The sequence below is a fragment of the Limosilactobacillus equigenerosi DSM 18793 = JCM 14505 genome, from assembly GCF_001311375.1.
In the GTDB taxonomy this organism is placed as follows: Bacteria; Bacillota; Bacilli; order Lactobacillales; family Lactobacillaceae; genus Limosilactobacillus; species Limosilactobacillus equigenerosi.
Genome location: NZ_BBAS01000004.1, coordinates 1 through 22,228, shown reverse-complemented (window position 1 = coordinate 22,228; position 22,228 = coordinate 1). Strand labels below are relative to the sequence as shown.

Annotated in this window: 15 protein-coding genes, 1 other RNA gene and 7 pseudogenes; 7 read left to right on the top strand and 16 right to left on the bottom strand. The window is 45.0% G+C overall.

All coding sequences use genetic code 11. The annotated features are described in order from the left end of the window. Genes JCM14505_RS02975 through JCM14505_RS02960 form a run of 4 tightly spaced genes read right to left on the bottom strand, consistent with a single transcriptional unit; the run spans position 1 to position 2,843 of the window. Positions 1-1,071 carry a carbamoyl phosphate synthase small subunit gene (locus tag JCM14505_RS02975; protein ID WP_054652810.1) on the bottom strand — a complete coding sequence of 357 codons (1,071 nt, stop codon included), beginning with the start codon at positions 1,069-1,071 and terminating at the stop codon, positions 1-3. A gap of 20 nt (positions 1,072-1,091) precedes the next feature. Beyond that, positions 1,092-1,970: an RluA family pseudouridine synthase gene (locus tag JCM14505_RS02970; protein WP_054652979.1), complete on the bottom strand. Its 879-nt coding sequence runs from the start codon at positions 1,968-1,970 to the stop codon at positions 1,092-1,094. Between the two features lie 34 nt (positions 1,971-2,004). Continuing rightward, positions 2,005-2,445 (bottom strand): signal peptidase II, encoded by a 441-nt coding sequence (gene lspA, locus JCM14505_RS02965; RefSeq protein WP_054652808.1) that lies wholly within the window; start codon positions 2,443-2,445, stop codon positions 2,005-2,007. A gap of 14 nt (positions 2,446-2,459) precedes the next feature. Continuing rightward, positions 2,460-2,843, bottom strand: coding sequence for an EbsA family protein (locus tag JCM14505_RS02960; protein ID WP_054652806.1), 384 nt, complete (start codon positions 2,841-2,843; stop codon positions 2,460-2,462). Between the two features lie 35 nt (positions 2,844-2,878). Here JCM14505_RS02960 and JCM14505_RS02955 point away from each other — a divergent pair, with 35 nt between their 5' ends. Beyond that, positions 2,879-3,259 (top strand): ribonuclease HI family protein, encoded by a 381-nt coding sequence (locus JCM14505_RS02955; protein ID WP_054652804.1) that lies wholly within the window; start codon positions 2,879-2,881, stop codon positions 3,257-3,259. Positions 3,260-3,572: 313 nt separating this feature from the next. On the opposite strand, the gene JCM14505_RS02950 is transcribed toward JCM14505_RS02955, so the two are convergent. The 5 genes from JCM14505_RS02950 to JCM14505_RS02935 all read right to left on the bottom strand — a co-directional run bounded on the left by JCM14505_RS02950 (position 3,573) and on the right by JCM14505_RS02935 (position 7,481). Continuing rightward, positions 3,573-4,745 (bottom strand): THUMP domain-containing class I SAM-dependent RNA methyltransferase, encoded by a 1,173-nt coding sequence (locus tag JCM14505_RS02950; protein WP_054652802.1) that lies wholly within the window; start codon positions 4,743-4,745, stop codon positions 3,573-3,575. Beyond that, positions 4,745-5,905 carry an ATP-binding protein gene (locus tag JCM14505_RS02945; protein ID WP_054652800.1) on the bottom strand — a complete coding sequence of 387 codons (1,161 nt, stop codon included), beginning with the start codon at positions 5,903-5,905 and terminating at the stop codon, positions 4,745-4,747. The genes JCM14505_RS02950 and JCM14505_RS02945 overlap by 1 nt, the downstream gene beginning before the upstream one ends. Before the next feature lie 102 nt (positions 5,906-6,007). Further along, positions 6,008-6,388, bottom strand: an RNA gene (gene rnpB / locus JCM14505_RS08635) — RNase P RNA component class B. Positions 6,389-6,422: 34 nt separating this feature from the next. After that, the gene (locus tag JCM14505_RS02940; RefSeq protein ID WP_054652798.1) at positions 6,423-6,809 is read right to left on the bottom strand and encodes a DivIVA domain-containing protein; all 387 of its coding nucleotides are present in this window, start codon (positions 6,807-6,809) and stop codon (positions 6,423-6,425) included. 69 nt (positions 6,810-6,878) lie between these two features. Continuing rightward, positions 6,879-7,481 (bottom strand): SLOG family protein, encoded by a 603-nt coding sequence (locus JCM14505_RS02935; protein ID WP_054652796.1) that lies wholly within the window; start codon positions 7,479-7,481, stop codon positions 6,879-6,881. A gap of 94 nt (positions 7,482-7,575) precedes the next feature. Between JCM14505_RS02935 and recU the strand changes: the two genes are divergently transcribed. Further along, entirely contained in the window at positions 7,576-8,130 is a 555-nt protein-coding gene (gene recU, locus JCM14505_RS02930) for a Holliday junction resolvase RecU (protein WP_263848936.1), read from the top strand. Positions 8,131-8,306: 176 nt separating this feature from the next. After that, positions 8,307-10,412, top strand: a complete 2,106-nt coding sequence (locus JCM14505_RS02925; RefSeq protein ID WP_082405602.1) for a PBP1A family penicillin-binding protein — start codon at positions 8,307-8,309, stop codon at positions 10,410-10,412. 224 nt (positions 10,413-10,636) lie between these two features. On the opposite strand, the gene JCM14505_RS02920 is transcribed toward JCM14505_RS02925, so the two are convergent. The 5 genes and pseudogenes from JCM14505_RS02920 to JCM14505_RS02905 all read right to left on the bottom strand — a co-directional run bounded on the left by JCM14505_RS02920 (position 10,637) and on the right by JCM14505_RS02905 (position 16,112). Further along, positions 10,637-11,335, bottom strand: coding sequence for a DnaD domain protein (locus tag JCM14505_RS02920; RefSeq protein ID WP_054652794.1), 699 nt, complete (start codon positions 11,333-11,335; stop codon positions 10,637-10,639). 57 nt (positions 11,336-11,392) lie between these two features. Then, positions 11,393-12,690 (bottom strand): annotated as a pseudogene (asnS, locus tag JCM14505_RS02915) (asparagine--tRNA ligase). A gap of 11 nt (positions 12,691-12,701) precedes the next feature. Further along, on the bottom strand, positions 12,702-13,064 hold the full coding sequence (locus tag JCM14505_RS02910) for a cell wall elongation regulator TseB-like domain-containing protein (protein WP_054652792.1): 363 nt from the start codon (positions 13,062-13,064) through the stop codon (positions 12,702-12,704). Further along, positions 13,036-13,239 carry a hypothetical protein gene (locus JCM14505_RS08920; protein ID WP_156249819.1) on the bottom strand — a complete coding sequence of 68 codons (204 nt, stop codon included), beginning with the start codon at positions 13,237-13,239 and terminating at the stop codon, positions 13,036-13,038. Before JCM14505_RS08920 ends, JCM14505_RS02910 begins: the two co-directional genes overlap by 29 nt. A 57-nt stretch (positions 13,240-13,296) precedes the next feature. After that, a pseudogene (locus JCM14505_RS02905) lies at positions 13,297-16,112 on the bottom strand (helicase C-terminal domain-containing protein). A 126-nt stretch (positions 16,113-16,238) separates the two neighbouring features. On the opposite strand from JCM14505_RS02905, the pseudogene mvk reads away from it, so the two are divergent. From mvk to fni, 4 genes and pseudogenes are all read left to right on the top strand, one after another. Further along, positions 16,239-17,185 (top strand): annotated as a pseudogene (gene mvk, locus JCM14505_RS02900) (mevalonate kinase). 9 nt (positions 17,186-17,194) lie between these two features. After that, positions 17,195-18,163, top strand: a pseudogene (gene mvaD, locus JCM14505_RS02895) (diphosphomevalonate decarboxylase); the annotation flags it as partial. After that, a complete protein-coding gene (locus tag JCM14505_RS02890; protein ID WP_054652788.1) occupies positions 18,156-19,220 on the top strand; it encodes a phosphomevalonate kinase in 1,065 nt (354 codons plus the stop codon). The pseudogene mvaD and the gene JCM14505_RS02890, both read left to right, overlap by 8 nt. Before the next feature lie 21 nt (positions 19,221-19,241). After that, positions 19,242-20,286 (top strand): annotated as a pseudogene (gene fni, locus JCM14505_RS02885) (type 2 isopentenyl-diphosphate Delta-isomerase). A 37-nt stretch (positions 20,287-20,323) separates the two neighbouring features. Here fni and scrK read toward each other — a convergent pair. Together scrK and JCM14505_RS08630 are read right to left on the bottom strand one after the other, a co-directional pair. Further along, positions 20,324-21,194 (bottom strand): annotated as a pseudogene (scrK, locus tag JCM14505_RS02880) (fructokinase ScrK). Between the two features lie 71 nt (positions 21,195-21,265). Then, a pseudogene (locus tag JCM14505_RS08630) lies at positions 21,266-22,228 on the bottom strand (RsmF rRNA methyltransferase first C-terminal domain-containing protein); the annotation flags it as partial.

The following is a 22,228-nucleotide window of genomic DNA, read 5'->3' as shown; positions in this document are numbered from 1 at the left end:
TTACCCCTTTCGTAATTTAATATTTTCCATAAATTCATCAATTAACGGATTGGTATCATCGGGCCCCGGCGCCCCATCCGGATAAAATTGAACCGAAAAGGCTGGGTAAAACCGATGCCGTAACCCAATTACCCCACCCGTAATTAAATCTAAATACGTAATAAATAGTTCTTGGCGATTGACGGATTCCTTACTAATCCGGTAAGCACTATCTTGTTGCGCATACATAATATGATCCGTAATCACTTCCAAAATTGGATGGTTGCTGCCATGATATTCAACAGCTTGGCGCGTACACTCAGTGCCGTTAGCCAAAGCAAATAATTCATGTCCCAAGCCAAAGGCCATCATGGGAACCTGAGCTTGCAAATCACGAATCATTTGGAGCACGGTCGGCTTCAAATCATGCGGATCTCCTGGGCCGGAACTCAACACTACCCCCGCGGGATCCAATTGCATAACCTCTTCCGCCGTCACGTTGTATGGCAACACGGTCACATTACATTTCCGGCGACTTAATTCCCGTAAAATCCCGTTTTTCAAACCAAAGTCAATCACCACGACACTTTCGCCGACATCGGGATTGGGATATGGTTTGGGGGTCGAAACTTGGGCCACTTGTTGATTCGTAAGCACCGTTGCGTTTAATTGATCAAACGCATGATCATCGGCCACGGGGACTAAGCTGCCCCGCATCGGCCGTCCCGCTGCGCGCAAATGCCGCACTAATGCCCGTGTATCAATATCCGTAATGCCCGGAATATTATGTTTCTTGAGGTAGGCATCCAAGCTCCGCGGATCATCATCCGCTAACGTCCCCGTATTATGTACAATCACCCCTTTAATCGTTGGCTGAATTGATTCATACAAGTTGGAGCTAATTGGCAAATTTCCAATATTAGGTTGCGTAAATACAACCAGTTGATTGTAATAAGCTTGGTTGGTAATTAATTCTTGATACCCCGTTAAGCTAGTATTAAAAATTACTTCCCCAAACGAGACAGCAGGGGAACCAAATGCCCGACCATTAAAGACCGTGCCATCATCTAAAATTAAAGCTTTTTCAGCCATCTTGCCGCCCCCTCTTCTTTCTAAAGCGCATCCGTTTGATCAAGGCGCGCTAATTGAGTTGCAAACCATTCCGGCAATGGAGCCGTAAACGTCATCACTTCCCCCGTAACTGGATGGGTAAATCCCAGGGTCCGCGCATGTAGGTATTGGCCATTGCCAGGCAATGTTTTCCGCGGACCGTATACTGGATCACCAGCCAACGGATGATTAATATATTTCATATGCACGCGAATCTGGTGCGTCCGCCCCGTTTCTAACCGACAGCTGACCAACGTATAGTGTTGATACCGTTTCAAGACTTCAAAATGTGTTACTGCCGGGCGACCATTGGCAACGATGGCCTGTTGTTGGCGATTCTTTGGCGAACGACCAATAGGCGCATTAATCGTTCCTCGCTCTTCTTTAATCACACCATGCACTAAGGCAACATATTCCCGCTCATTGGTTTTCGCCTTTAATTGCGCCGTCAAGCTTTGGTGCGCGCGATCCGTTTTGGCAACCATTAATAATCCTGACGTATCTTTATCAATCCGGTGGACAATGCCGGGCCGAAATTCGCCGTTAATCGTTGAAAGTGGAGCATGATATAACAACGCATTTACTAATGTCCCATCAGGATGCCCCGGAGCGGGGTGAACGACCATCCCTTGGGGTTTGTTCACCACCAACACGTCATCATCTTCATAAACAATGTCCAACGGAATATCTTGGGCTACTAAATCAATCGCTTTTGTTTCTGGCGGTGTAATTTGAATTTCATCGCCAACTTGCACCTTATACTTCGCCTTCATCACTTGACCGTTGACTAAGACCAATCCATCATCAAGCCAGTGCTTTAATTGTGAGCGTGAATACTGACTAAATTGGGTCGCTAATACTTTATCTAAGCGTCCGGTCATGGTATCCGTAATGGTTAACTGTTTTGTTTCCACGTTAATCCTCCCGCAGAATTAAAATAATCAATAAAATCGTCCCGACGGTTAAGCAAATATCCGCTATATTGAAAATCGGAAAATTGATAAACTTGGTCATGAACATATCGACCACATAGCCTTGCATTACTCGGTCAATTAAATTCCCAATTGCCCCGGCCATAATTAACACAACCGCCACACAGTGAACCGGCTTGGTCTTGACATGTTTAATCAAATAATAAGTTCCAATCACCAACACGATAATGCCAACGGTAATTAAGGGGCCTTGCATCCCGGCAAAACTACTCCAAGCTGCCCCATCATTATGGACATTGGTCAGCGCTAAAACCTGTGGAATGATCGTTTTAGTTTGTCCTAACTGTAAATGTACCACCGTCCACCACTTCAACCCTTGATCAGCTAATACTAAAATTACTAACCACAATAAGTATGCCCCCATGGTACATTGCCCTCCTAATCAATTGTTAAATGTTGTTGAATTGCCAATTGCGCTCGTTTTGACAGCGTTAACGTAAACCATTGCCCGTTTACCGTAAACATCGTCGTTTTCCCTTGCGTGGTAAAATGCCGGACGGACGCCCATTCAATTTCTACCGCTCGTGATTGCCAGATTCGATTAATAATTAAACGCGTCGGAGTTATCACAATCGTCCGCCGGAATAAGACTAAACTGGCCACTAAGAGCCAAATCGCGATTAACACCGCCGTCCAGGGATTAAAAACGGTAATTTCCAACCAAATAATCACCCCCACAATTAAAATCATCATAATCCAACACCAATTAATAATGGTGGTGGTTAAATCTGGTTGATAGAAGAACTTTTGATTTGTTACCATATGAATACCTCAATTCAATTTGGAAGTGATAATTAATGATTAAAATTTATACTGATGCCGCCGTTCGGCCCATTGATCAGCAAGCAAGCGCCGGCTGTGTCATTGTAACTGACCAGCAACAATACCAACTTAAAACAGCGCTCGGCCCAATGGATAATCACCAAGCCGAGTTTGCGGCTGCGATTTGGGGCTTTGAACAACTACAAACGTTCCAGTTGCCACCACAAATTGTCATGTTTTATACTGACAGCCGCCTCGTCAGTGATGCGATTACGAAAAATTATAGCCATCACTATGCCCAACAACTAGCCTTATTAAACAACCAGTTAGACCGGTTTGATCCCGTTGTTGTGCAATGGATTCCTGATCGCGATAACCAAGGCGCCCATCACTTAGCATTGCAGGCCCTTTCATAGTCAATCCAGATAATATTATATCAAAAATGTAGGTCGTGAGCCCAGTATAAAAGCCAACGGTAGCTAATCACAAAAAGGGACCCGCAGTGTTCGTTTTCCGACACTGTGGGTCCCTTTTTTTTGTTTATATACTCACGTAGCAATGTACGCTACTCACAATTGTGATGATGTTCGCAGCGTCGCTCTAGCGCGATTCTAAGCACTAATCACATTAGTAGTGATGCTCCGCCTAAACTTCCTATGGCTAAGCCAACCTCCTCCGATGGAAGTGCCTTCCATCGCACGGGAGGCAAGGCTTACCCTACGGAAGTTTTTAACGGCGTCGCATACTAATTCGCATACTAATTACTATCGTTGTTTTTTTGCCCCAATATTGGAACAAGTCGGTCCGTAATACCCCGTTATATAATTTCCGTTTCTTCGTTGCCGGTGCCCCGTAATACGTTTCAAATTCAAGATCCGCCGTTAAAATATACTTGCTCCAAGTTGGCATTTGTTGGTAAATCTTCCCCATGTCACGGTACAATTCTCGAACGCTGGCTTGATCACTTAACCGTTCCCCATATGGCGGATTAGCAACGATTACACCATTAATTTTATCCGTATGCCAATCTTTAGCCGCTAATTGTTTAAACGTTACCGATTGACTTAACCCGGCCGCCCGGGCGTTTTGTTGGGCAATTTCAACCATCTTTTGATCAATATCATATCCGGTAATATCTAATTCAATATCATAATCAGCCAAGCTATCCGCTTCATCTTTAGCATCATCTAATAAATTAGCGGGTGTTAAATTACTCCACGCATCAAAGACAAACCCACGATTAATCCCCGGCGCAATATTATGTCCAATCAGGGCTGCTTCAATCGGAATCGTCCCCGAACCACACGTTGGATCAACAAACGGATTATCTGGGAACCAGTGGGCTAACATTACTAAAGCGGCCGCCATATTTTCCTTCATCGGGGCCGCCCCCTTGGCTACCCGATACCCCCGCTTAAACAAACTATCCCCGGTAGTATCAAGGGTCAGCAAGACGTGATCTTTATCAATCGCCACTTCTAACGGGTACTTATCTCCCGTTTCACTCAAGCGTGTCCGGCGATGATAAACACTACTCAACCGTTCGACAATTGCCTTTTTCGTAATTGATTGAACCGTTGGTACGTGGTGCAATTGGGAATGGTGGCTACTCCGCCCCGCCACGGGGAATTCGGCATCAAGCGGCAAATATTCTTCCCACGGCAAAGCTTTCGTTTGTTCATATAACGTATCAAAATCACGGGCATCAAATTCACCCACAATAATCTTAATTCGGTCAGCAGTTCGTAACCATAAATTGGTTTTCGCCACATCCGCCATCGTTCCCGTAAAGCGAACCCGCCCATTTTCAGTTTTAGTTTGATAGCCTAAATCTTTTAGTTCACGATTGACTAACGCTTCAATTCCCGAAGCAGCCGTCGCCATTAATTGATAAGTTTGCACTAATTTTCTCCTTTAATTGCCTGGCCACCATGTTGGTAAGCGACTTGATATGGTAATACTTGTTCGGTTAGTCCTTGAATTAAACACTGCCCCGTCGATAAAGTTGGTAATTTGGTTTGCATAATTCCCAACGACTGCCATTCTGCTTTGCTCCCCAAATAATGCATCATTTGATGAGCAAATTGTGATCGTAACCGGGCCGGCAAATCAAGTGGGGATTGCGTTGTAACAACCATCGTTAAGCCCACTTTACGACCTTCCCGCGCGACTTGAAATAACCCATTAGCAGCTAATTGATGCTCATCCGTTGGTAAGTAGCGATGGGCTTCATCTAAAACTACTTGGACTGGGAACCGTTCTGCCGTTTGTAAGCGATAATTAAGCATCGTTTGATATAGCACCGACAAGACAACTTGTTGACTCAGTGCTAAATCCTTTAATAAGGATAAATCAATCACCAACGTCCGGTGCTGACTCGGATGCTTTAAAAACATTTTTAACACAAAGGTTAATTCACTTTGAACGCCGTTGCCCGGTGTTAAAGCAAATAATCGCTGATAAATCGGGTCATGTAATTTTGTCCTCATCGCTTGCATCATTGGCCACGCCGCATGAACTTGTTCCGGATCAACTTGTTGGCCCAGTAGCGTATAGTCCGGTTGGTGCGCGTCCGGCGCGACCATCACCTGACGCCATTGAGTTGGCAATAAGGTAACGGGATAGCTATCACTCCAACTTCCTAACCGCCTTAACATTCCTTCCCAGGTCGCTTGTGCTTGACCACACCAATCCCAAGGTTGCTTCACATTTGCGACATTGGCTTGATACCGCAATGTTTGGATCGCTTGCTCAATTTGCTGTTCCTGTAATTGAGTCACTGGTGGTAATTGCAATAGTTGTTGCAATTGTGGCCAGGATAAGTTGCCCGGATCAAGATACGCATTGTCACCAAACCGATACGTAATTGTATTTGGCAACTTGGCATACTCACCAGTTGGATCAAAGACAATCGTTGTTTGATTGGCCTGTTGGAGTTCACTTAAGAGCCCTAACGCCGTCGTCGTTTTGCCACTCCCAGTTTGGCCAACAATTAATAAATGCCGCTGAACTAAATCAACGGCCTTGATAGCCCCTTGATGATTAATTGGAGTTAGCCACATTAAACCTCACCTCTTTAAGTGTCCATACTGCGCTTTTATTTTAACATAATCATTTGTCCACAAAAAAAGCCCGGTTAAAAACCGGGCACCTGGCATGTAAACTCCTGTAGGCCATGTTTTGTCAAAGTATTATTTCAGGCCAAATAATACCGTGGTAATCATCTATCTCAGTATCATAAATGATACTCCCCTGGAATCACTTCAATTCGTTATCCAAAGCTCCCCTACCAAAGTTTGGGTTTACCGCTTGAGGGGTTTACCGCGTTCCACCAACTTGGTTTCCCAAATTGTATCGTCACTGTGGCACTTTCAGGAATACTTTGGCATAGTCAAAGACCGTAGCCATTTTTTTTCCGCCGTCACCTATCAAGTAGGTGCCCCGCCTTATTTTTTTTCAGCGAGCACAAACACTACAGGCATCGCAGCCTGTGCGAGCATGGACCTTCCTAACATAACAAAAGTTACGCTCGATTACCCGAAGCTTACAGATGAATATTATATACTATTTGATTTTAAATTACAAATACTCATCGTATTGATTGGCATCGGCATCCGTTGCCCCAAAAACTTGTCGTTCCAAATTAGCCACTCGGCGCGCTAAATCTTCATAAGCTGCCGGCAACGTTGCACTTGGATTAACTTGTGGCGTTGGGTTAACCGTTGCAACTGGAGTCGGTTGCGCAGGAGTTGACACCGGCTGAGCAGTTTGTGCCGCCGTCAATTCAGCTTCTAAGCGTTGGTTTTCCGTTTCTAACCGCTTGAGTTCCGCTTCATAGGCATAGTAATCCTTAATCACATCATCTAAAAACGTATCAACGTCAACGCGATCATACCCTTTTCCCATTCCACGTTCAATAAATTGCTTATCTAAAATATCTTCGGGCGTAAAATTGAGTTGAACCATTTGTTCACCACCTCATATTAAGTTATTTATTGTTAGTCTAGCAAACCCCGCTTAAAATACCAACTATTTTTATTCTCCATACGTTTCAGCGTCCTCACGTTGTTGCTCAGCCCAATTTTCGGCGGCTTCTTGGAGTTCGTCCATCATAATTAAACTAATTTCATAGTCCGGCGCTGTTGCTTGATAGCTTTGGGCCCCTTGATAATCCCAATATGGTTTAGCGTGTTGATCAGGATTTAATTCTTGTTCGGGATCAAAAACCATTAATAAGTAATCTGAATGTTCCATTAAAAATTGTTGATAGCGACGCAATTGTTCCGGTCCTTGGTATGGTAAATTACTAACCTCCCCGTAATAATCTACTTGCGCCACCATTTGTTGTAATTTAAATTGATTACTTTCATTCCACTGCCGGCCAAATTCAGCAAATGGCATGATTAAGCTCGTTTTCAATTGGGGATAATCAACTTTTAATTCGTTAGCTACCTCCAGGCCCCAGCGTTCAACTCCCATTTGTGGTCCCGCAATCACCCACACTTCATCCTCCGTTTGATTTAAAAGTTGGGTTAAACGCTCGGTTAATACCATTTTAATTACCGTCACTTTCGTATCTTTATCTTCAAACACACCTAATTCATAACTCCGGTAACCAGTTAACCAAATTCTTCGCATCGTTTTATTCCTTTCCAAGTCATTCAATCCCCTAACGTCGCCAAAGGAGCGATTGTTTGCTATAATATACCACATAGCTAAGGGAGGATGACAAATGGCGATTAAATATCCCAATGGGGTGAACCCGGCGCGCCATACGCCCGCCGGTAATCCTCAACTGAGTACCACTCCATCCACTGCCAAGCGGGGGATGACACTAGAAAGTGAACTCAATCAAAGTAATCAATATTATGTGACAACGGGGCAAGCCGTAATCTACAAAAAGCCAACCCCGATTCAATTAGTCAAAGTTGATTATCCTAAACGAAGTGCCGCAGTCGTAAAGGAAGCCTATTTTAGGCGCCCATCAACGACTGATTACAATGGTGTTTATCGCGGGAAATACCTTGATTTTGATGCTAAAGAAACGCAACACCTGACGTCGTTTCCATTGAAAAATTTTCATAAGCACCAAATTGATCATTTTCGGCGCTGTCTGAAACAAGCTGGGATTTGTTTTGCAATTATTCGCTTTACTAAATTGCATCAAACATATCTCTATCCAGCCGCCTTGTTAATCAAGCTTGGGATGCCCAAGCCAACGGTGCTCGTAAGTCAATTCCCTTATCAACAATTCAACAGGATGGGTTTGTCATTCCGAATCGATTAGCCCCGCCATTAGATTACTTAGTGGCCGTTGATCAATATTTAGCAACCATCAATTTAGGAGGATCTCATGAAGTCAAATAATCAATCCGATTGGCGACAAAAATTGCGCGCCACTGGTCATTATTTACGAACAAATAAACTTTTTTTTGGAAACGATTTTTCCAATGGAGCGCTGGTATCATCACGCTCTTATTAATTGGCGGAATTACCCTCTTCTTTTTCTATGCCTCAAGTGCACCATCCATTACGCAAGATGACTTGAAGGCCCAAACAGGGACGGTAATTTTAGATGCCGATAATCGGATTGTCTCACGACTAGGCGCCCAAAAACGTCAATACGCTAATAGTAGCGAATTACCAAAATCATTAAAGAATGCCGTTGTTTCAGTAGAAGATCATAACTTCTATCATGAAAAACTCGGGGTTTCACCATCCCGGATTATGAAAGCGGCTGTGTCAAACGTCTTTAATCTCGGTGGTGAAGGTCTCCAAGGTGGGAGTACCATTACGCAACAATTAATTAAGTTATCTGTCTTCTCAACCGCCCGTTCTGATCAAACTTTCAAACGGAAGGCCCAAGAAGCTTGGTTAGCTTACAATATTTCCAAACGCTTCTCCAAAGACCAAATTTTAACTTACTACTTAAACAAAGTTTACATGGGGAACGGGGTTTATGGGATGAAGACCGCCGCCCAATACTACTACGGAAAAGATTTAGATCAACTCTCCCTAGCAGAAACGGCCCTCTTAGCCGGGATTCCCCAATCACCATCCGTTTACAACCCCTTATCTAACACGAAATTAGCCAAAGAACGGCGCGACATCGTCTTAGATGCCATGGTTAAGAATAACTACATTTCTAGTTCCCAAGCCGCACAAGCTAAGCAAGTTAGTGTTACAGCTAATTTAGATAAGAGTCACGGGAACGTTGAATCCAGTGGTTCTGAAGTTGACTCTCAGGTCGTTGATCCATACGTCAAGGAAGTCATTAACGAATTAGTTTCCAAAGGTTACAACCCAACCACTAACAGTTTACGGGTGCACACGAATTTAGATACGGAAGCCCAACAACATCTTTATGATGAAGCCAATGGTGGTATTGGCTTTGAAAGCTCCAATCTGCAAGCTGGGGTGGCCGTCGTTGATCCCCACAATGGTCAAGTGGTAGCCATGTTAGGGGGCCGGAACTTACCAAAGAACACCGTTTATGGTTACAACCGGGCCACCCAAAGTTTCCGGAGTTCTGGTTCGACCGCCAAGCCAATGATGGATTATGGTCCGGCTATCGAATACTTACACTGGCCAACTTTCAAAGTCGTGGCCGATACCCCAATGCAATGGCCCGATGCTGGAGGATTAATTCGGGACTTTGATAATAGCTACGAAGGTAATATTTCTATGCGAACGGCCCTCGTTGAATCACGGAACGTGCCCGCCATCCGGGCCCTCCAAGCCGTGGGAATTGATAAAGCCACGGAATTCTTAAAAGGCTTAGGAATCAGTCAAAAGAAACCTTACCACTACCAAAATGGGATTGCCTTAAACGTTTCCCCACTCCAAGAAGCCGCTGCTTATGCTGCTTTTGCTAATGGTGGTATTTACTACAAGCCTTACTATGTCACGTCAGTTACAACGCAAGAAGGCACCACGAAGACCTTTGCTAAGCAAGGTAAACGCGCAATGAGTAAAGGAACCGCCTTCATGATTACGAACATGCTTCAAGGCGTCTTCTCCGGTAATGGATCCGGGACCGAAGCCTACTTAAGTGGTGTTAACCAAGCTGGTAAGACCGGGACGACCAACGCTGACGGTGGGAATCAAGCCGGGATTTTAGACTCCTGGTTAACTGGTTACACTAAGAATTACGCCGTTTCAGTTTGGACTGGTTACGATAACAACAAAACTACCATGTCTGACTCTGGTGCTAATGGTGCCAAGTACTTGTACAAGTCAATCATGCGCTTCTTAGATAACCGAAACCACGCTAGTAACTGGACAATGCCTAGTGATCTTGAAGCCGTGCACGTCCAAGGGGTAACGCAATACATGTTTGTTGATTACCCATTTAGCATTGAATATGCTTCCGGGGGTGCAAAGAAATCTAGTTCATCAAACTCATCAAGTTCGTCTAGTTCATATAGTTCATCTAGTTCATCATCAAGCTCAATGATGATGAGTCAATCTAGCAACGGTCAACCGGGTCAAACTGGTGGGAATGAGCCACAACCTCAACAAGGTCAACAATCATCCCAAGCACCGCAAACAAATCAGCAAAATCCTTAATCACAACAAAGAAGCTGTGACATAAGTCAGGCAACATCTTGAAAAATCGAACAGCACAGTACGCAAATGGGCTCGCAACGTCGGAAATCCGAACGTTGCGAGCCCTATTTGTGCTTGCGGGGGCGTGAAGACGAACTAAAATTTATCAATTTTAGTTCACTGACGATTGACAGCTGCTAAGAAAGTAAACTTTCAAGCATCTGTTCATGTCACGCTCCCTTTTGCTACTCATTTAACTTAATAATTTCAATTGGTGGAACTGGTCCATCACCGTCATCAGTCCCCGGTTGCTGTTGTTCAAACCGCCGTTGCTCAGCCCGCACTTGGGCAGGCGTCGTAATATTCTGTTGCTGCCACCGTAATAGAATCCGATCGATATACTTCAACGTATACTTACCGTTAACAACCGCTTCTTTGAGGGCTAATTGAATTAACTCTAGCGGATAGTGATCTTGGTCAATCCATTGATTAATATATTCGAGTTCAAAGGGTGATGGCGTCCGGCCAAATTCAACTTGAATCTGTTGGAAAATCTTTTCCCGTGTTAAGGCTTGATCGTCCGTTGCCACCGGCGTTAAATGCCCCCCTTGTTCGATGAACTGTGCCAACCGTTCCCACAAAAGACTAAAATCATACACGGCCGCTTGTTTTCCCGAGGGTTGCGTTTCTAAACGTTGAGCTAACAGGTGCTGGGTAATCATTTCGTGAATTAAACTCCCCACCTGTTGCTCATCAGTTCCTAAATGCTTGGCAATCAATGCTAGCGAAGGTTCTCGCACCCCTTGATCAATATACGAAGTTAATTCTAAATACACCATCAACTGACTGGTACTCATGCCCAAATCATGGTAATGGTGAAGCAATAAATTATTAATATTGGTACTCCCCGCCGCTAAGAGCGCTTGCCACATTTTGTCTGCCATCGTTATTCCTCCAATTTAAAAAGGCTCCGTCTAACTAGACAGTGCCTTTTTATTTTACTATGGGTAAAGCCGATTTAATAACCGTGGGAATGGAATCGTTTCCCGTACGTGATCCGTCTTGGTAATCCAAGTTAAGAACCGTTCCAATCCAAGTCCGAAACCAGAGTGTGGCACTGTTCCGTACTTCCGTAAGTCAAGGTACCATTCGTAAACCTTTGGATCAAGGCCGGCATCCTTAACTGCTTGTAATAACGTTTCGTAATCCGTTTCCCGTTCGGAACCACCAATAATTTCCCCGTAACCTTCTGGGGCTAAGAGGTCCGCACAAACATAAACATCATCGCGCGTTGGGTGATTCTTCATGTAGAATGGCTTAATTGCCTTTGGATAGTTCAAGATGAAGACCGGTTGGTTAAATTCACCCGCTAAGTACGTTTCTTCTGGAGAACCAAAGTCCGCTCCCCATTCAATATCAAAGTCCGCTGCTTGTAACATTTCAATGGCCTTATCATAGCTAATCCGTGGGTAAGGCAACTTCGTAAATGGTACTAAGCTTTCTGGATCCCGACCAAGCGTTTCTAATTCCCGCTTGCAATCATCAAGAACCGATTGGACTAAATAAGCCACGTAACGTTCTTGAACTTCAAGGCTTTCTTCTTGCGTCATGAAAGCCATTTCGGGTTCAATCATCCAGAATTCGATTAAGTGCCGCCGCGTCTTTGACTTTTCAGCCCGGAAAACTGGTCCAAATGAGTAAACCTTGTTCAAGGCTAACGCCCCAGCTTCTTCATATAATTGACCAGATTGAGATAAGTAAGCATCTTGTTCGAAGTATTCCGTGTGGAACAAGTTCGTTGTCCCTTCCGGAGCATTCCCCGTTAAGATTGGCGGATCAATCTTCGTAAAGCCTTCCTTACCAAAGAATTCGTATGTCGCCCGAATAACGCGGTCCCGAATCTTCATCATGCTTGTGGCTTACTTGAACGCAACCATAAATGCCGGTGGTCCATTAAGAAGTCGACCCCATGTTCCTTGTTCCCAATTGGGTAATCATTACTGTCACCGATTAATTCGATGTCCGCAATTTGAATTTCGTAACCGAACTTAGACCGTTCATCTTCATGAATTTCACCCGTAACCCAAAAACTTGCTTCTTGGCGTAAGTCATGGCGGGCCATTTCAAAGATTTCTTCTGAGACCTTGTTTTTTAATAAAATCCCTTGGAAAAAGGCCGTTCCGTCCCGTAATTGTAAGAAGGCAATCTTCCCACTGGAACGCTTATCCGTTAACCAGACCCCAATGCGCACCGTTTCACCGACGTGCTTGGGAGCATCAATAATGTTGATGGTTTCCACTGTCCATCCTCCTATAGATTAATTTGCTGTACTAATTTCCCCGTCTTGAAGTCAACTAAGGCGTAGTTAACCGTAGCGTGCCGATCAAGATACGCAACTTCCCAAACGAGCCGGTGATTATATTTCCCCAGGGCCGTATGGAGCACCCGATCAATTCGCTGCCGGTCTTGGACCGCATGAATTGCCTGACGACCATTAATTCCCGTGGCTTGGTCAATCACCGTCACTTGATTACGATGGTTTGGCACCAAGACTAACACTTGTTTGCCGCGTTGATCAATTCCCGCCACGGCATAATAAGTCTGATCTCGATGATAGACAAAGAAATTACTAACACTCGTTAATTTAGCCTTTGATTTGGCTAGCGCCGTCACCCGATCCTGGGCCGCCGCCCGGGGTTGATTCGCGCTGGCATAAAAAAAGCCAACTTCCAGTAACTAGTAACAAACAAGTTGCTACTAATCCCCACAGCCACCGACTTTTGAGCCAGCGAACCTGCTTGGCATTCCCCAGTTTTGGTTGGCGCTTGGCACTGTGCTGACGTTGCATAACCATTCCTCTTTCTAAAATAACATCTCGCTCATTATACCAAATTTTTAGGCCGGACTAAACCGCCCCGTGCGTTTTTAAGAACTTTTTCACCCGTCCTGCTAATTGACTGGTTGGAATTGCCGCCACCGGCATCCCTTGCGGTAACATTTTTAACACGCTTTTCCCGTAACGACGCGTAATCAAGCGCGGATCCAAAATGACCACCGTCCCATAATCCCGGTCCGTCCGTAATAGGCGACCAATTCCTTGGCGCATCCGCATAATCATTTGTGGTAAATCAACCTGATAAAACGGACTCTTACCTTGCCGTTTTAAATGCTCATGTTGGGCCTTAACTAACACGTCATCCGGTGAATCAAATGGCAACCGGGTCACAATGAGCAGCTGGAGTTGATCTTCTGGTAAATCAATTCCTTCCCAAAAACTGGCGGCGCCCAGCAACACTGAATCGGTCCCAGTCGCAAATTGCTTTAAAAGCTTATCACGATTGCCATTTATTCCCTGGGCTAAAATATCTCGTTGGTCAAATAAACTCGTTTTTCGTAAGCGACTATAAACTTGCTCAATCGTCACTAACGAATTAAATAAAATCATGGTTTGACATGGATTTTGCGTCGTAATTTCCGCAATCGTCGTGGCGAGATAATCTAAATATTCACTCTCTAATGATGGTTCAACCGCATCGCTCGCGATTAATAATTCCATTTGGTGTTCATAATCAAATGGCGAGCCAAAATGTTTCGTTTTCACGGTCTCTGGATCTAAGTCTAATTGTTGATACAAATAAGCTGATCGCTGGGAAGTAAACAACGTCGCCCCCGTAAAGACCATCGCTTTAAAGTGCGGATAAACATGGGTGCTTAAGTAATGGTTTTGAGCTAAGAGACCACCGCTTAACTTAAGATTCCCTAATTCATTTCCCTCAATATACGAGACCCAAAAGGCAGCCGCTTCATCATCCACCCCATTAGCTAATCGATGTAACTCATCATTAGCTTGGGCCAAAACGGCAAAGTGACTACTAACTGATTCATTTGATACCGATCTAGTGATAGCCAGCTATCCCGGCGCCCATCAAACAGGCGTTGTAAGGCATTAAAATGTAATTGGACACTCGCTAACGCTTGTTCAAGTCCAATCATTAATGGTTGCGTAAAGTCTAATATTTCGGCAATCGCAGCCACTGGCACCATTGCTTCCACGTAGCCGGTCGTCGCTTGACTAGCTGGCAGCAGATTTAACAAGGCCGTTTGAAATTCTTCCAACGCTTGTTCGACGGCACCTAAATCCGTTTGCAGTAATTCAATATTGTAGCTTCCTAATGGTAACTTCGCAAAGACCGCCCGTAAATTATGTTCATCCCGCTGACTAACTAAATTTTTCAACTGATTAAGAGCTGTTGATAATTTAGCAAACTCAATCGTTAACCGAGAATGGCGCATCACACTGTGACTCAAATGTTGGGCCTCATCAACGACTAAGTACGATGCTTGTTGATCATTCGTTAATTCCGCCGCATGTTCCACCAAATAAGCGTGATTAGTAATGACAATATTAGCCGTTTGTAACGCTTGCTGCCGCCGAATTAAAAAGTCATCCCGATAGAACGGCTCATCGGGCGTTACTGTGTGCAAACCATGGTGTTGAATCGTTGCAAAATAAGGCGACCGCATCGAGTTCAGATTTAATTCATCCAAATCGCCGGTTGTCGTTTGGGTCAACCAAACTAATAACCGCGCCTTCAGTAATTGCACGTTCGCCCCGTCCTCATTCATACTTAGTGATCGAACATATTTCCCGAGGTGAATATAGTGTTGGTTTCCTTTAACAATTACGGCTTGCAATTGAAATGGTAACAACTCCCCTAATTGTTCGTTCACGACTTGGGCTAATTGTTTTTGCAACACATTCGTGACCGTACTAATAATAATTTGACCATGCGGATAAGCCAGATAACTCAAGGGCACTAAGTAACCCAACGTTTTCCCGGTCCCCGTCCCGGCCTCAATTACTAATTGTTGTGAGCCATCCGGTTGCCGAAATTGATTATAAATACTGTTCATCAACTTCGCTTGCACCGGACGATATTGATACTTGTCCCCAAAGAACGTCGCCTTTTGCTTTTTCGTTCGCGGATACGGAAATTTCCGGTGGGGGTGCTCAACCGTGCGCGGCCGAATTTTATGTAAAACAATCCCGTTGCTAACGTAATGAGCATTATCAAGGTTTACTGGCGCAGCTTCTCGCATCGCTAATTCACGCGCAAACATTACCGCTGTTTGTTCCGGTAATTTTAAATTTAACTCAGCTAGCTTAGTTAATGTAAGCGTTGGTAATTCATGTAACCGGCGCATTAAATCCATTAATAAAATCGCCGTTGCCTCGGCATCCGAGCTCGCCGAATGGGGATTATCATGTTCAATTCCCAAGTAACTCGTTAAATCCCGCAAGCGAAAACTAGGCGCCGTCGGCATTAAAATTTGACTTAACGTCACCGTATCAATCGCCGGAATCGTTAATTCTGGATACCCGGCTTTGACTAATTCCATATTTAAAAAGGAAAAATCAAAATTAACATTATGCGCCACAAACGTCGTATCCGTTAACATCGCACAGATACTTGGTGCTAATTCATCAAAGGTCGGCGCTGATTGTAAATCTCGTTGGTGAATCCCGGTTAATTGTTGCACCGCACTTGGAATCGCCACCCCAGGGTTAACTTTCGTTTCAAACTGATGAATAATTTGATTATCTTGAACTAGGACGCACCCAATTTGAATGATGCGTGCTTGGTTTTTCCAGTTCGTCCCCGTCGTTTCTAAATCAACAATCGCGTAGACGGGACTGGTAGTTGCTGCTTGCTTTCCCATCATTATTCCTCACAATCTTTGTTCCCATATATCATACTATAATCTTAAACTAAATATCTATCTTGCAATCGCAATCGTGGTAAAATTAAGACTTGGAAATAACACACTTTGAAAGGGGGCAGCCGGATGAACAAACCTGTCACATCCAGCAGTCATGCCAAAATCATTTTAATCGGCGAACATAGCGTGGTATATCAACAACCCGCCATCGCCTTACCACTCACTCAAATTCAAACAGTCGCCGAATTAATGCCGGCCACGAGTGGTCAAATCTTATATAGTGAATACTACACTGGCAATTGGCACCATTTACCCGCCTCAATGCGCGGAATCTATACTTTAATTGAACGGCTCACCATTCACTTTGACGCCATCGATGATCCATGGAAATTAATCATTACCAGTGATATTCCCCATGAACGTGGCATGGGATCATCAGCCGCGGCAGCCGTGGCCATTACCCGGGCCTTTTTTTTGATTATTACAGTACCCCACTAACAACTACCGAACTCCTAGCTTGGGCTAATATTGAAGAAACCGAAACCCACCGCAATCCCAGTGGCATCGACGCCGCGACGGTTAGCGCTACCGAACCATTATGGTATCAAAAAGGTACTTCAGCAACGACTTTTCCCCTCAATTTAAGCGGCACCATCGTAATTGCTGATACTGGAATTAAAGGGGCCACCAAGGAAGCTATCTTAGCTGTTAAACAACAATTACAAGCCGATGGCAATGCTCAGCCCTTAATTGAACATTTAGGTCAGCTGGCCCACCAAGCTAAAGCGGCCATCACGGCCAATCATTTAACCACCCTCGGTACTATTTTAAATGCCGCACACCAGGATTTAGCCAACCTTAACGTTAGCTCACCTGAACTTGACCACTTAGTGCACGTGGCGCGCCAAGCTGGCGCACTCGGCGCCAAATTAACCGGTGGTGGTCGCGGGGGCTGCATGCTCGCCCTCGCCAAAACCACGGCGGAAGCCCAACAAATTGCCGCATCATTGCGCCAGGCTGGCGCCGACCGCACTTGGTTACAACCATTGAAAGGAGCCACGATTCATGGCTAAAACTGCACGGCGCATACGAATATCGCCTTGATTAAATACTGGGGCAAGCGGGACCAAGACCTGATTTTGCCATATACTGATAGCTTATCATTAACCTTAGACGAATTTTATACCACCACTACGGTGCAATTTGACGACCAGTTAACAGAAGACCGGATTGTGATTGACCATCAAGACATGCCCTTGGCTAACATGGGAAAAGTCGTAACGGTTTTAGATCGGGTCCGGGAATTAGCCGGGATCACTACCCCCGCCCACGTGATTTCTGAAAATCATGTTCCAATGGCGGCCGGATTAGCCTCATCGGCTTCGGCCATGGCCGCGCTGGCCGGTGCGGCCAGTCGCGCCGCTGGGCTTGATTTGTCATTAACTGATTTAAGTCGCCTCGCTCGGCGGGGTTCGGGGTCAGCCAGTCGGTCGATTTTCGGTGGTTTAGTACAATGGCGCCGGGGCAATGATGATGTAACTTCATATGCCGAACCAATCCTCGAACAAGTTGATTTTGGTCTCGAAATGTTAGCCATTATGATTAACCAAGATCAAAAGAAAGTTTCCAGCCGGGGGGGAATGCAACTTTCCGTTGATACTTCACCATACTTTGCAATGTGGCCTAACGTCGTTGAACAAGACTTAACTGCCATGCAGCAAGCAATTGCCGAGCAAGACGTCGCCACAATTGGACAAATTGCCGAGGCCAATGCCATGCGGATGCATGCCCTCACCCTATCAGCTAACCCACCATTTAGTTACTTTGAACCGGCCACGATGACCGCTATCCAGGCCATTCAAAACTTACGGGAACAAGGATTGACTTGTTACTACACCATGGATGCGGGGCCTAATGTTAAAGTCATTTACGACCGCGCACACCGTGACGAAATTATCGCTGGCCTCGCCCCAATCTTTGGTCAAGACCAATTAGTTGTGGCGCAACCTGGCCCTGGGATTACATGGTTAGAGGAAGATTTACATGAATAAACAAATTGCTACCGCGCCCGGTAAACTTTACTTAGCCGGTGAATATGCTGTCGTTACCCCCGGTCATCAAGCCATCTTAATGGCCGTCAACCGACACGTGACGGCCACCATTACTCCAAGTAGGCTCGGAATTGCAACGAGCGCTCAATACCCAACCCAACATTTATTATGGCAAACGACCAATCAAACAGTCCAAGCCATCACCATTAGTCCCGCTTATCAATTTATTTGGCAGGCAATTACGACAACTAGTGAATATTTAGTTGACCTCGGTTATCAATTACAACCGTTTAATTTGCACTTAACTAGTCAGTTAACAGGAAGTAACCAACGTAAATACGGGCTCGGATCGTCCGCCGCAGTTACCGTAGCGGTCATTAAAGCGATGTTACAGGCCTATCAAGTCAAAGCACCCTTAATGACCATCTTTAAACTCGCCGCCTTAGCTCATTTAACCACCCAAGGGAATGGTTCCCTCGGTGATGTGGCGGTGGCCGTTTATGGCGGAATGATTAATTATCAATCATTTGATCGTCATTGGGTGCAAGCTTACCGGAGCACTCATTCATTAGCGACCACGATTAACATCGAGTGGCCCCAATTAGCCATTCAGCCTTTAAAGATGCCCAATGATTGGCTCTTAAAAGTTGGTTGGACTGCCTCACCGGCTAAAACGGGCCCCCTTGTTACCAAAATTAATCAATTTGCTACGAATAACCCCGAAATTTACCACGGCTTTTTACAAGCCAGTGATGACGCGGTGACCAAAATTGCTACCGCCTTGCAAACCCAAGATTGGCTCGTATTTAAGACTAATTTGCAAGCCAATGCCATGCTTCTAAACTTGTTAGGGACGCAAGCTGGGGTAGACATTACGACCGAAACTTTGCAATCATTAATTGATGAGGCCACTAAATTAGGTGGCGTCGCCAAAACTTCCGGCGGTGGTGGTGGTGATTGTGGCGTGGCCATTTTTAACGATACTACCCGCGCCGACCAAGTCATCCCAGCATGGACTGACCACGAAATTGTCCCCCTCGATTTAACCATTAATTAATCCACCGAAAGGACCTGATCCATGGAATCACTACATGCCCAACGGAAAAACGAACACTTAATTATTGCTGAAAAAAACCTATCAGCAAACTCACCAACACCATCCCTTTGATGAAATTCAATTAATTCCCCGGGCCCTACCAGAAATTTGGTACCCAGAAGTTAACCCCGCGCCGGATCAACTGGATTTTAACTTCACCTGGCCCTTTTATATTGAAGCCATGACTGGCGGTAGCCAACGATCAATGGGGATTAATAATCGCCTTGCCACCGTCGCTCATGAAACCGGACTAGCAATGGCAACGGGATCCATGAGTATTATTTTCAATGATGAAGGAGCAAAGCCTTCCTTTGAAATCATCCGTGAAGCAAATCCCGATGGCTTCATTATGGCTAACCTTGGGGCGACGGCCACGCCACTGCAAGCCAAACAAGCCGTAGACTTAATTCAAGCCAACGCCTTAGAAATTCATGTTAATGTGGCCCAAGAATTAGCGATGCGCCCCACAGAAGGTGATCGCGATTTTCGCTGGCTTGATAACCTCGCCGCGATTAAGGAAGCTGTGAACGTCCCTGTGATTGTGAAAGAAGTCGGCTTTGGGATGCAGGTCGCAGATCTCGATTTACTGCATTCAATTGGCATCAATTACGTTAACATCAGCGGTCGCGGGGGGACCAACTTTGCAACCATCGAAGCAGAACGTAACCGTGACCGCAACTATTCAAACGCATTTTTAAATTGGGGCTTAACTACCCCCCAAGCGCTCATTGAAGCTAAGTTACGCCAAGCTAAGTCGCAACATATTATCGCCTCTGGCGGGGTTAATAGCGCAGCAGATGTTGTTAAAGCTGGGTCCCTTGGCGCCGATGCCGTTGGTGTGGCTGGACACTTCTTACATACCTTATTTGAACATGATCAACAAACCTTGCAAGTTGAAATCACGCAATGGCAACAAGAATTACTCGATTTAATGACGCTTTTGGGAGTCAAGAAATTTAGTGATTTACAACACGCCGCCGCCATTTATCATGGTGAATTAAAAGATTATTGGGAACAACGCCAATAGTAAAAGGCACTGGAAAAATTTTCCAGTGCCTTTTCATTTACTTTAATAATTTTTCAGCTAAGGCAAAGTTACCAAGCGTGGCGGAGCCATTTTCTGGTACATGGGGCGACGTAATATATTCATCTAAATCGCCAACTTCAATGTACCCCGCAAATAACCGATCAAATTGTTCCCGAACCTTCTTCATAAAGTGAGGTCGTGAAACACTCCCCCCAAAGATGATTTTTTTCGGGACGTAAAATCGTCGTCACTTGAATACATGCTTGCGCCGCGTAATAAGCTAAGATATCCCACACATGATCATCATCGCTTACATCTTCACCACGAATGCCAAGTCGGGCTTGGAAGGTAGGACCGCTTAACAGCCCTTCTAAACAGTCCCCATGGAATGGACAAATTCCACTAAAGCCAAGATCATCTGGGTGCCGCTTTAAGTATACATGACCCATTTCTGGCGTCCCAGCCCCACCAATAAAGTGACCGTCTTGCATAGTGCCGGCCCCGACACCGGTTCCAATGGTGTAGTATACCAACGAACCATGCTTTAATTGATCTTTTAAGACAACATATTCACCATATACCGATCCATTCACATCCGTCGTCCAGTAAATTGGAATCTCGAAAGCTTGCTTTAACGTACCAACAAAATCGGTATTGTCCCAGCCAATCTTAGGGGTATCAGTGATAAAACCGTACTTATCACTCGTTGGATCAGCATCAATCGGACCGAAACTAGCCACACTCATTGCCTTTAAATCTGGAAATTGTTGGAAATATTCCACCACGTGTTGTAACGTTTCCGCTGGTGTGGTGGTCTTAAAAATCGCTTTATCAACAACTTCATATTTTTCATTACCGACCGCACAAACAAACTTGGTCCCGCCGGCTTCAATACTTCCTAATAACATACTGCTCACCTTTTCAATCCATTCAACTGTTAAACGTTTTACATTTTCATTGTAAACGTTTTCTTATCTACTTACAAGGCAAAACGAAGGCCCTTGGGATAGAAATTCTTTACCGTGCCATTCACTAACTTGCCCCAACGCAGTGATGCTGGTCACATGTCAATACATACCAACCATTCGGACAGTCAGTCGTTACGGTAAACGTATCCCCATGGACATATTGCGCCCATTGGTCATGATTAATCGCTAATGATTGAGGGGCATTAGCCACTAGAGCTAACGCGAAGGCCGGTTCAAAGCGTTTTTTTTCTTAAACGTACCTAAATGCACCCCGGCTTGGGCCACTTTTAATTGGCTTAATAATTCCGGCGCTAACGTCACATCATATAATTCATCACCAAACACCACTAAATTCGTGGGCGTATACGTTGGTACGTGTTCCGTCTTAAAACGGTCCCATAACGCTTGTTGCTCCCGACTTGGCTTGACAACAGCTGATCCCCGCTGCTTTTTCTTGCGTTTTTTAGTTGGCATTGGCGTCCCAGATAACTGTAATTTCGCAATAAAGTGCCCTTCACCATCGTAATGATGAGGGAAAAAGCGAACCGTTTGGGCTAAGGCTGGATTACCATCCGCCCATGCTGGCCGTCCTTCGTCCATCCCAGGTTGTTTAGCAATCGGCACTACCGATAAGTCCGGATATTCAGCTAACAGCCACGCAATCATCTGTTCATCTTCTTCTGGGGCAAACGTACACGTTGAATAAACCAACGTGCCACCAGGTTTTAACATTTTCATCGCCGACGTTAAAATATGCCGTTGACGATTAGCACATTCGGCCGGATAATTCGGCGTCCAATATTGAATACCGTCCGGTTCTTTGCGGAACATTCCTTCTCCTGAGCAAGGGGCATCAACTAAAATGCGATCAAAAAAAATTGTGGAAAGACCTTCTCTAGCGTTTCTGGACTTTCATTCGTCACCGCTACATGTTGAGCGCCCCATCGTTCCAAGTTTTCCGCCAAAATTTTAGC

What these genes read in the sequence shown, in the direction of transcription:
- JCM14505_RS02920 (WP_054652794.1), bottom strand. Translation starts at nt 11,335, where the DNA reads ATGGCAGACAAAATGTGGCAAGCGCTCTTAGCGGCGGGGAGTACCAAT.
- JCM14505_RS02890 (WP_054652788.1), top strand. Translation starts at nt 18,156, where the DNA reads ATGAATAAACAAATTGCTACCGCGCCCGGTAAACTTTACTTAGCCGGT.
- JCM14505_RS02955 (WP_054652804.1), top strand. Translation starts at nt 2,879, where the DNA reads ATGATTAAAATTTATACTGATGCCGCCGTTCGGCCCATTGATCAGCAA.
- JCM14505_RS02975 (WP_054652810.1), bottom strand. Translation starts at nt 1,071, where the DNA reads ATGGCTGAAAAAGCTTTAATTTTAGATGATGGCACGGTCTTTAATGGT.
- JCM14505_RS02970 (WP_054652979.1), bottom strand. Translation starts at nt 1,970, where the DNA reads ATGACCGGACGCTTAGATAAAGTATTAGCGACCCAATTTAGTCAGTAT.
- JCM14505_RS02960 (WP_054652806.1), bottom strand. Translation starts at nt 2,843, where the DNA reads ATGGTAACAAATCAAAAGTTCTTCTATCAACCAGATTTAACCACCACC.
- JCM14505_RS02935 (WP_054652796.1), bottom strand. Translation starts at nt 7,481, where the DNA reads ATGCGAAGAATTTGGTTAACTGGTTACCGGAGTTATGAATTAGGTGTG.
- recU (WP_263848936.1), top strand. Translation starts at nt 7,576, where the DNA reads ATGGCGATTAAATATCCCAATGGGGTGAACCCGGCGCGCCATACGCCC.
- JCM14505_RS08920 (WP_156249819.1), bottom strand. Translation starts at nt 13,239, where the DNA reads ATGCAACGTCAGCACAGTGCCAAGCGCCAACCAAAACTGGGGAATGCC.
- JCM14505_RS02940 (WP_054652798.1), bottom strand. Translation starts at nt 6,809, where the DNA reads ATGGTTCAACTCAATTTTACGCCCGAAGATATTTTAGATAAGCAATTT.
- JCM14505_RS02945 (WP_054652800.1), bottom strand. Translation starts at nt 5,905, where the DNA reads ATGTGGCTAACTCCAATTAATCATCAAGGGGCTATCAAGGCCGTTGAT.
- lspA (WP_054652808.1), bottom strand. Translation starts at nt 2,445, where the DNA reads ATGGGGGCATACTTATTGTGGTTAGTAATTTTAGTATTAGCTGATCAA.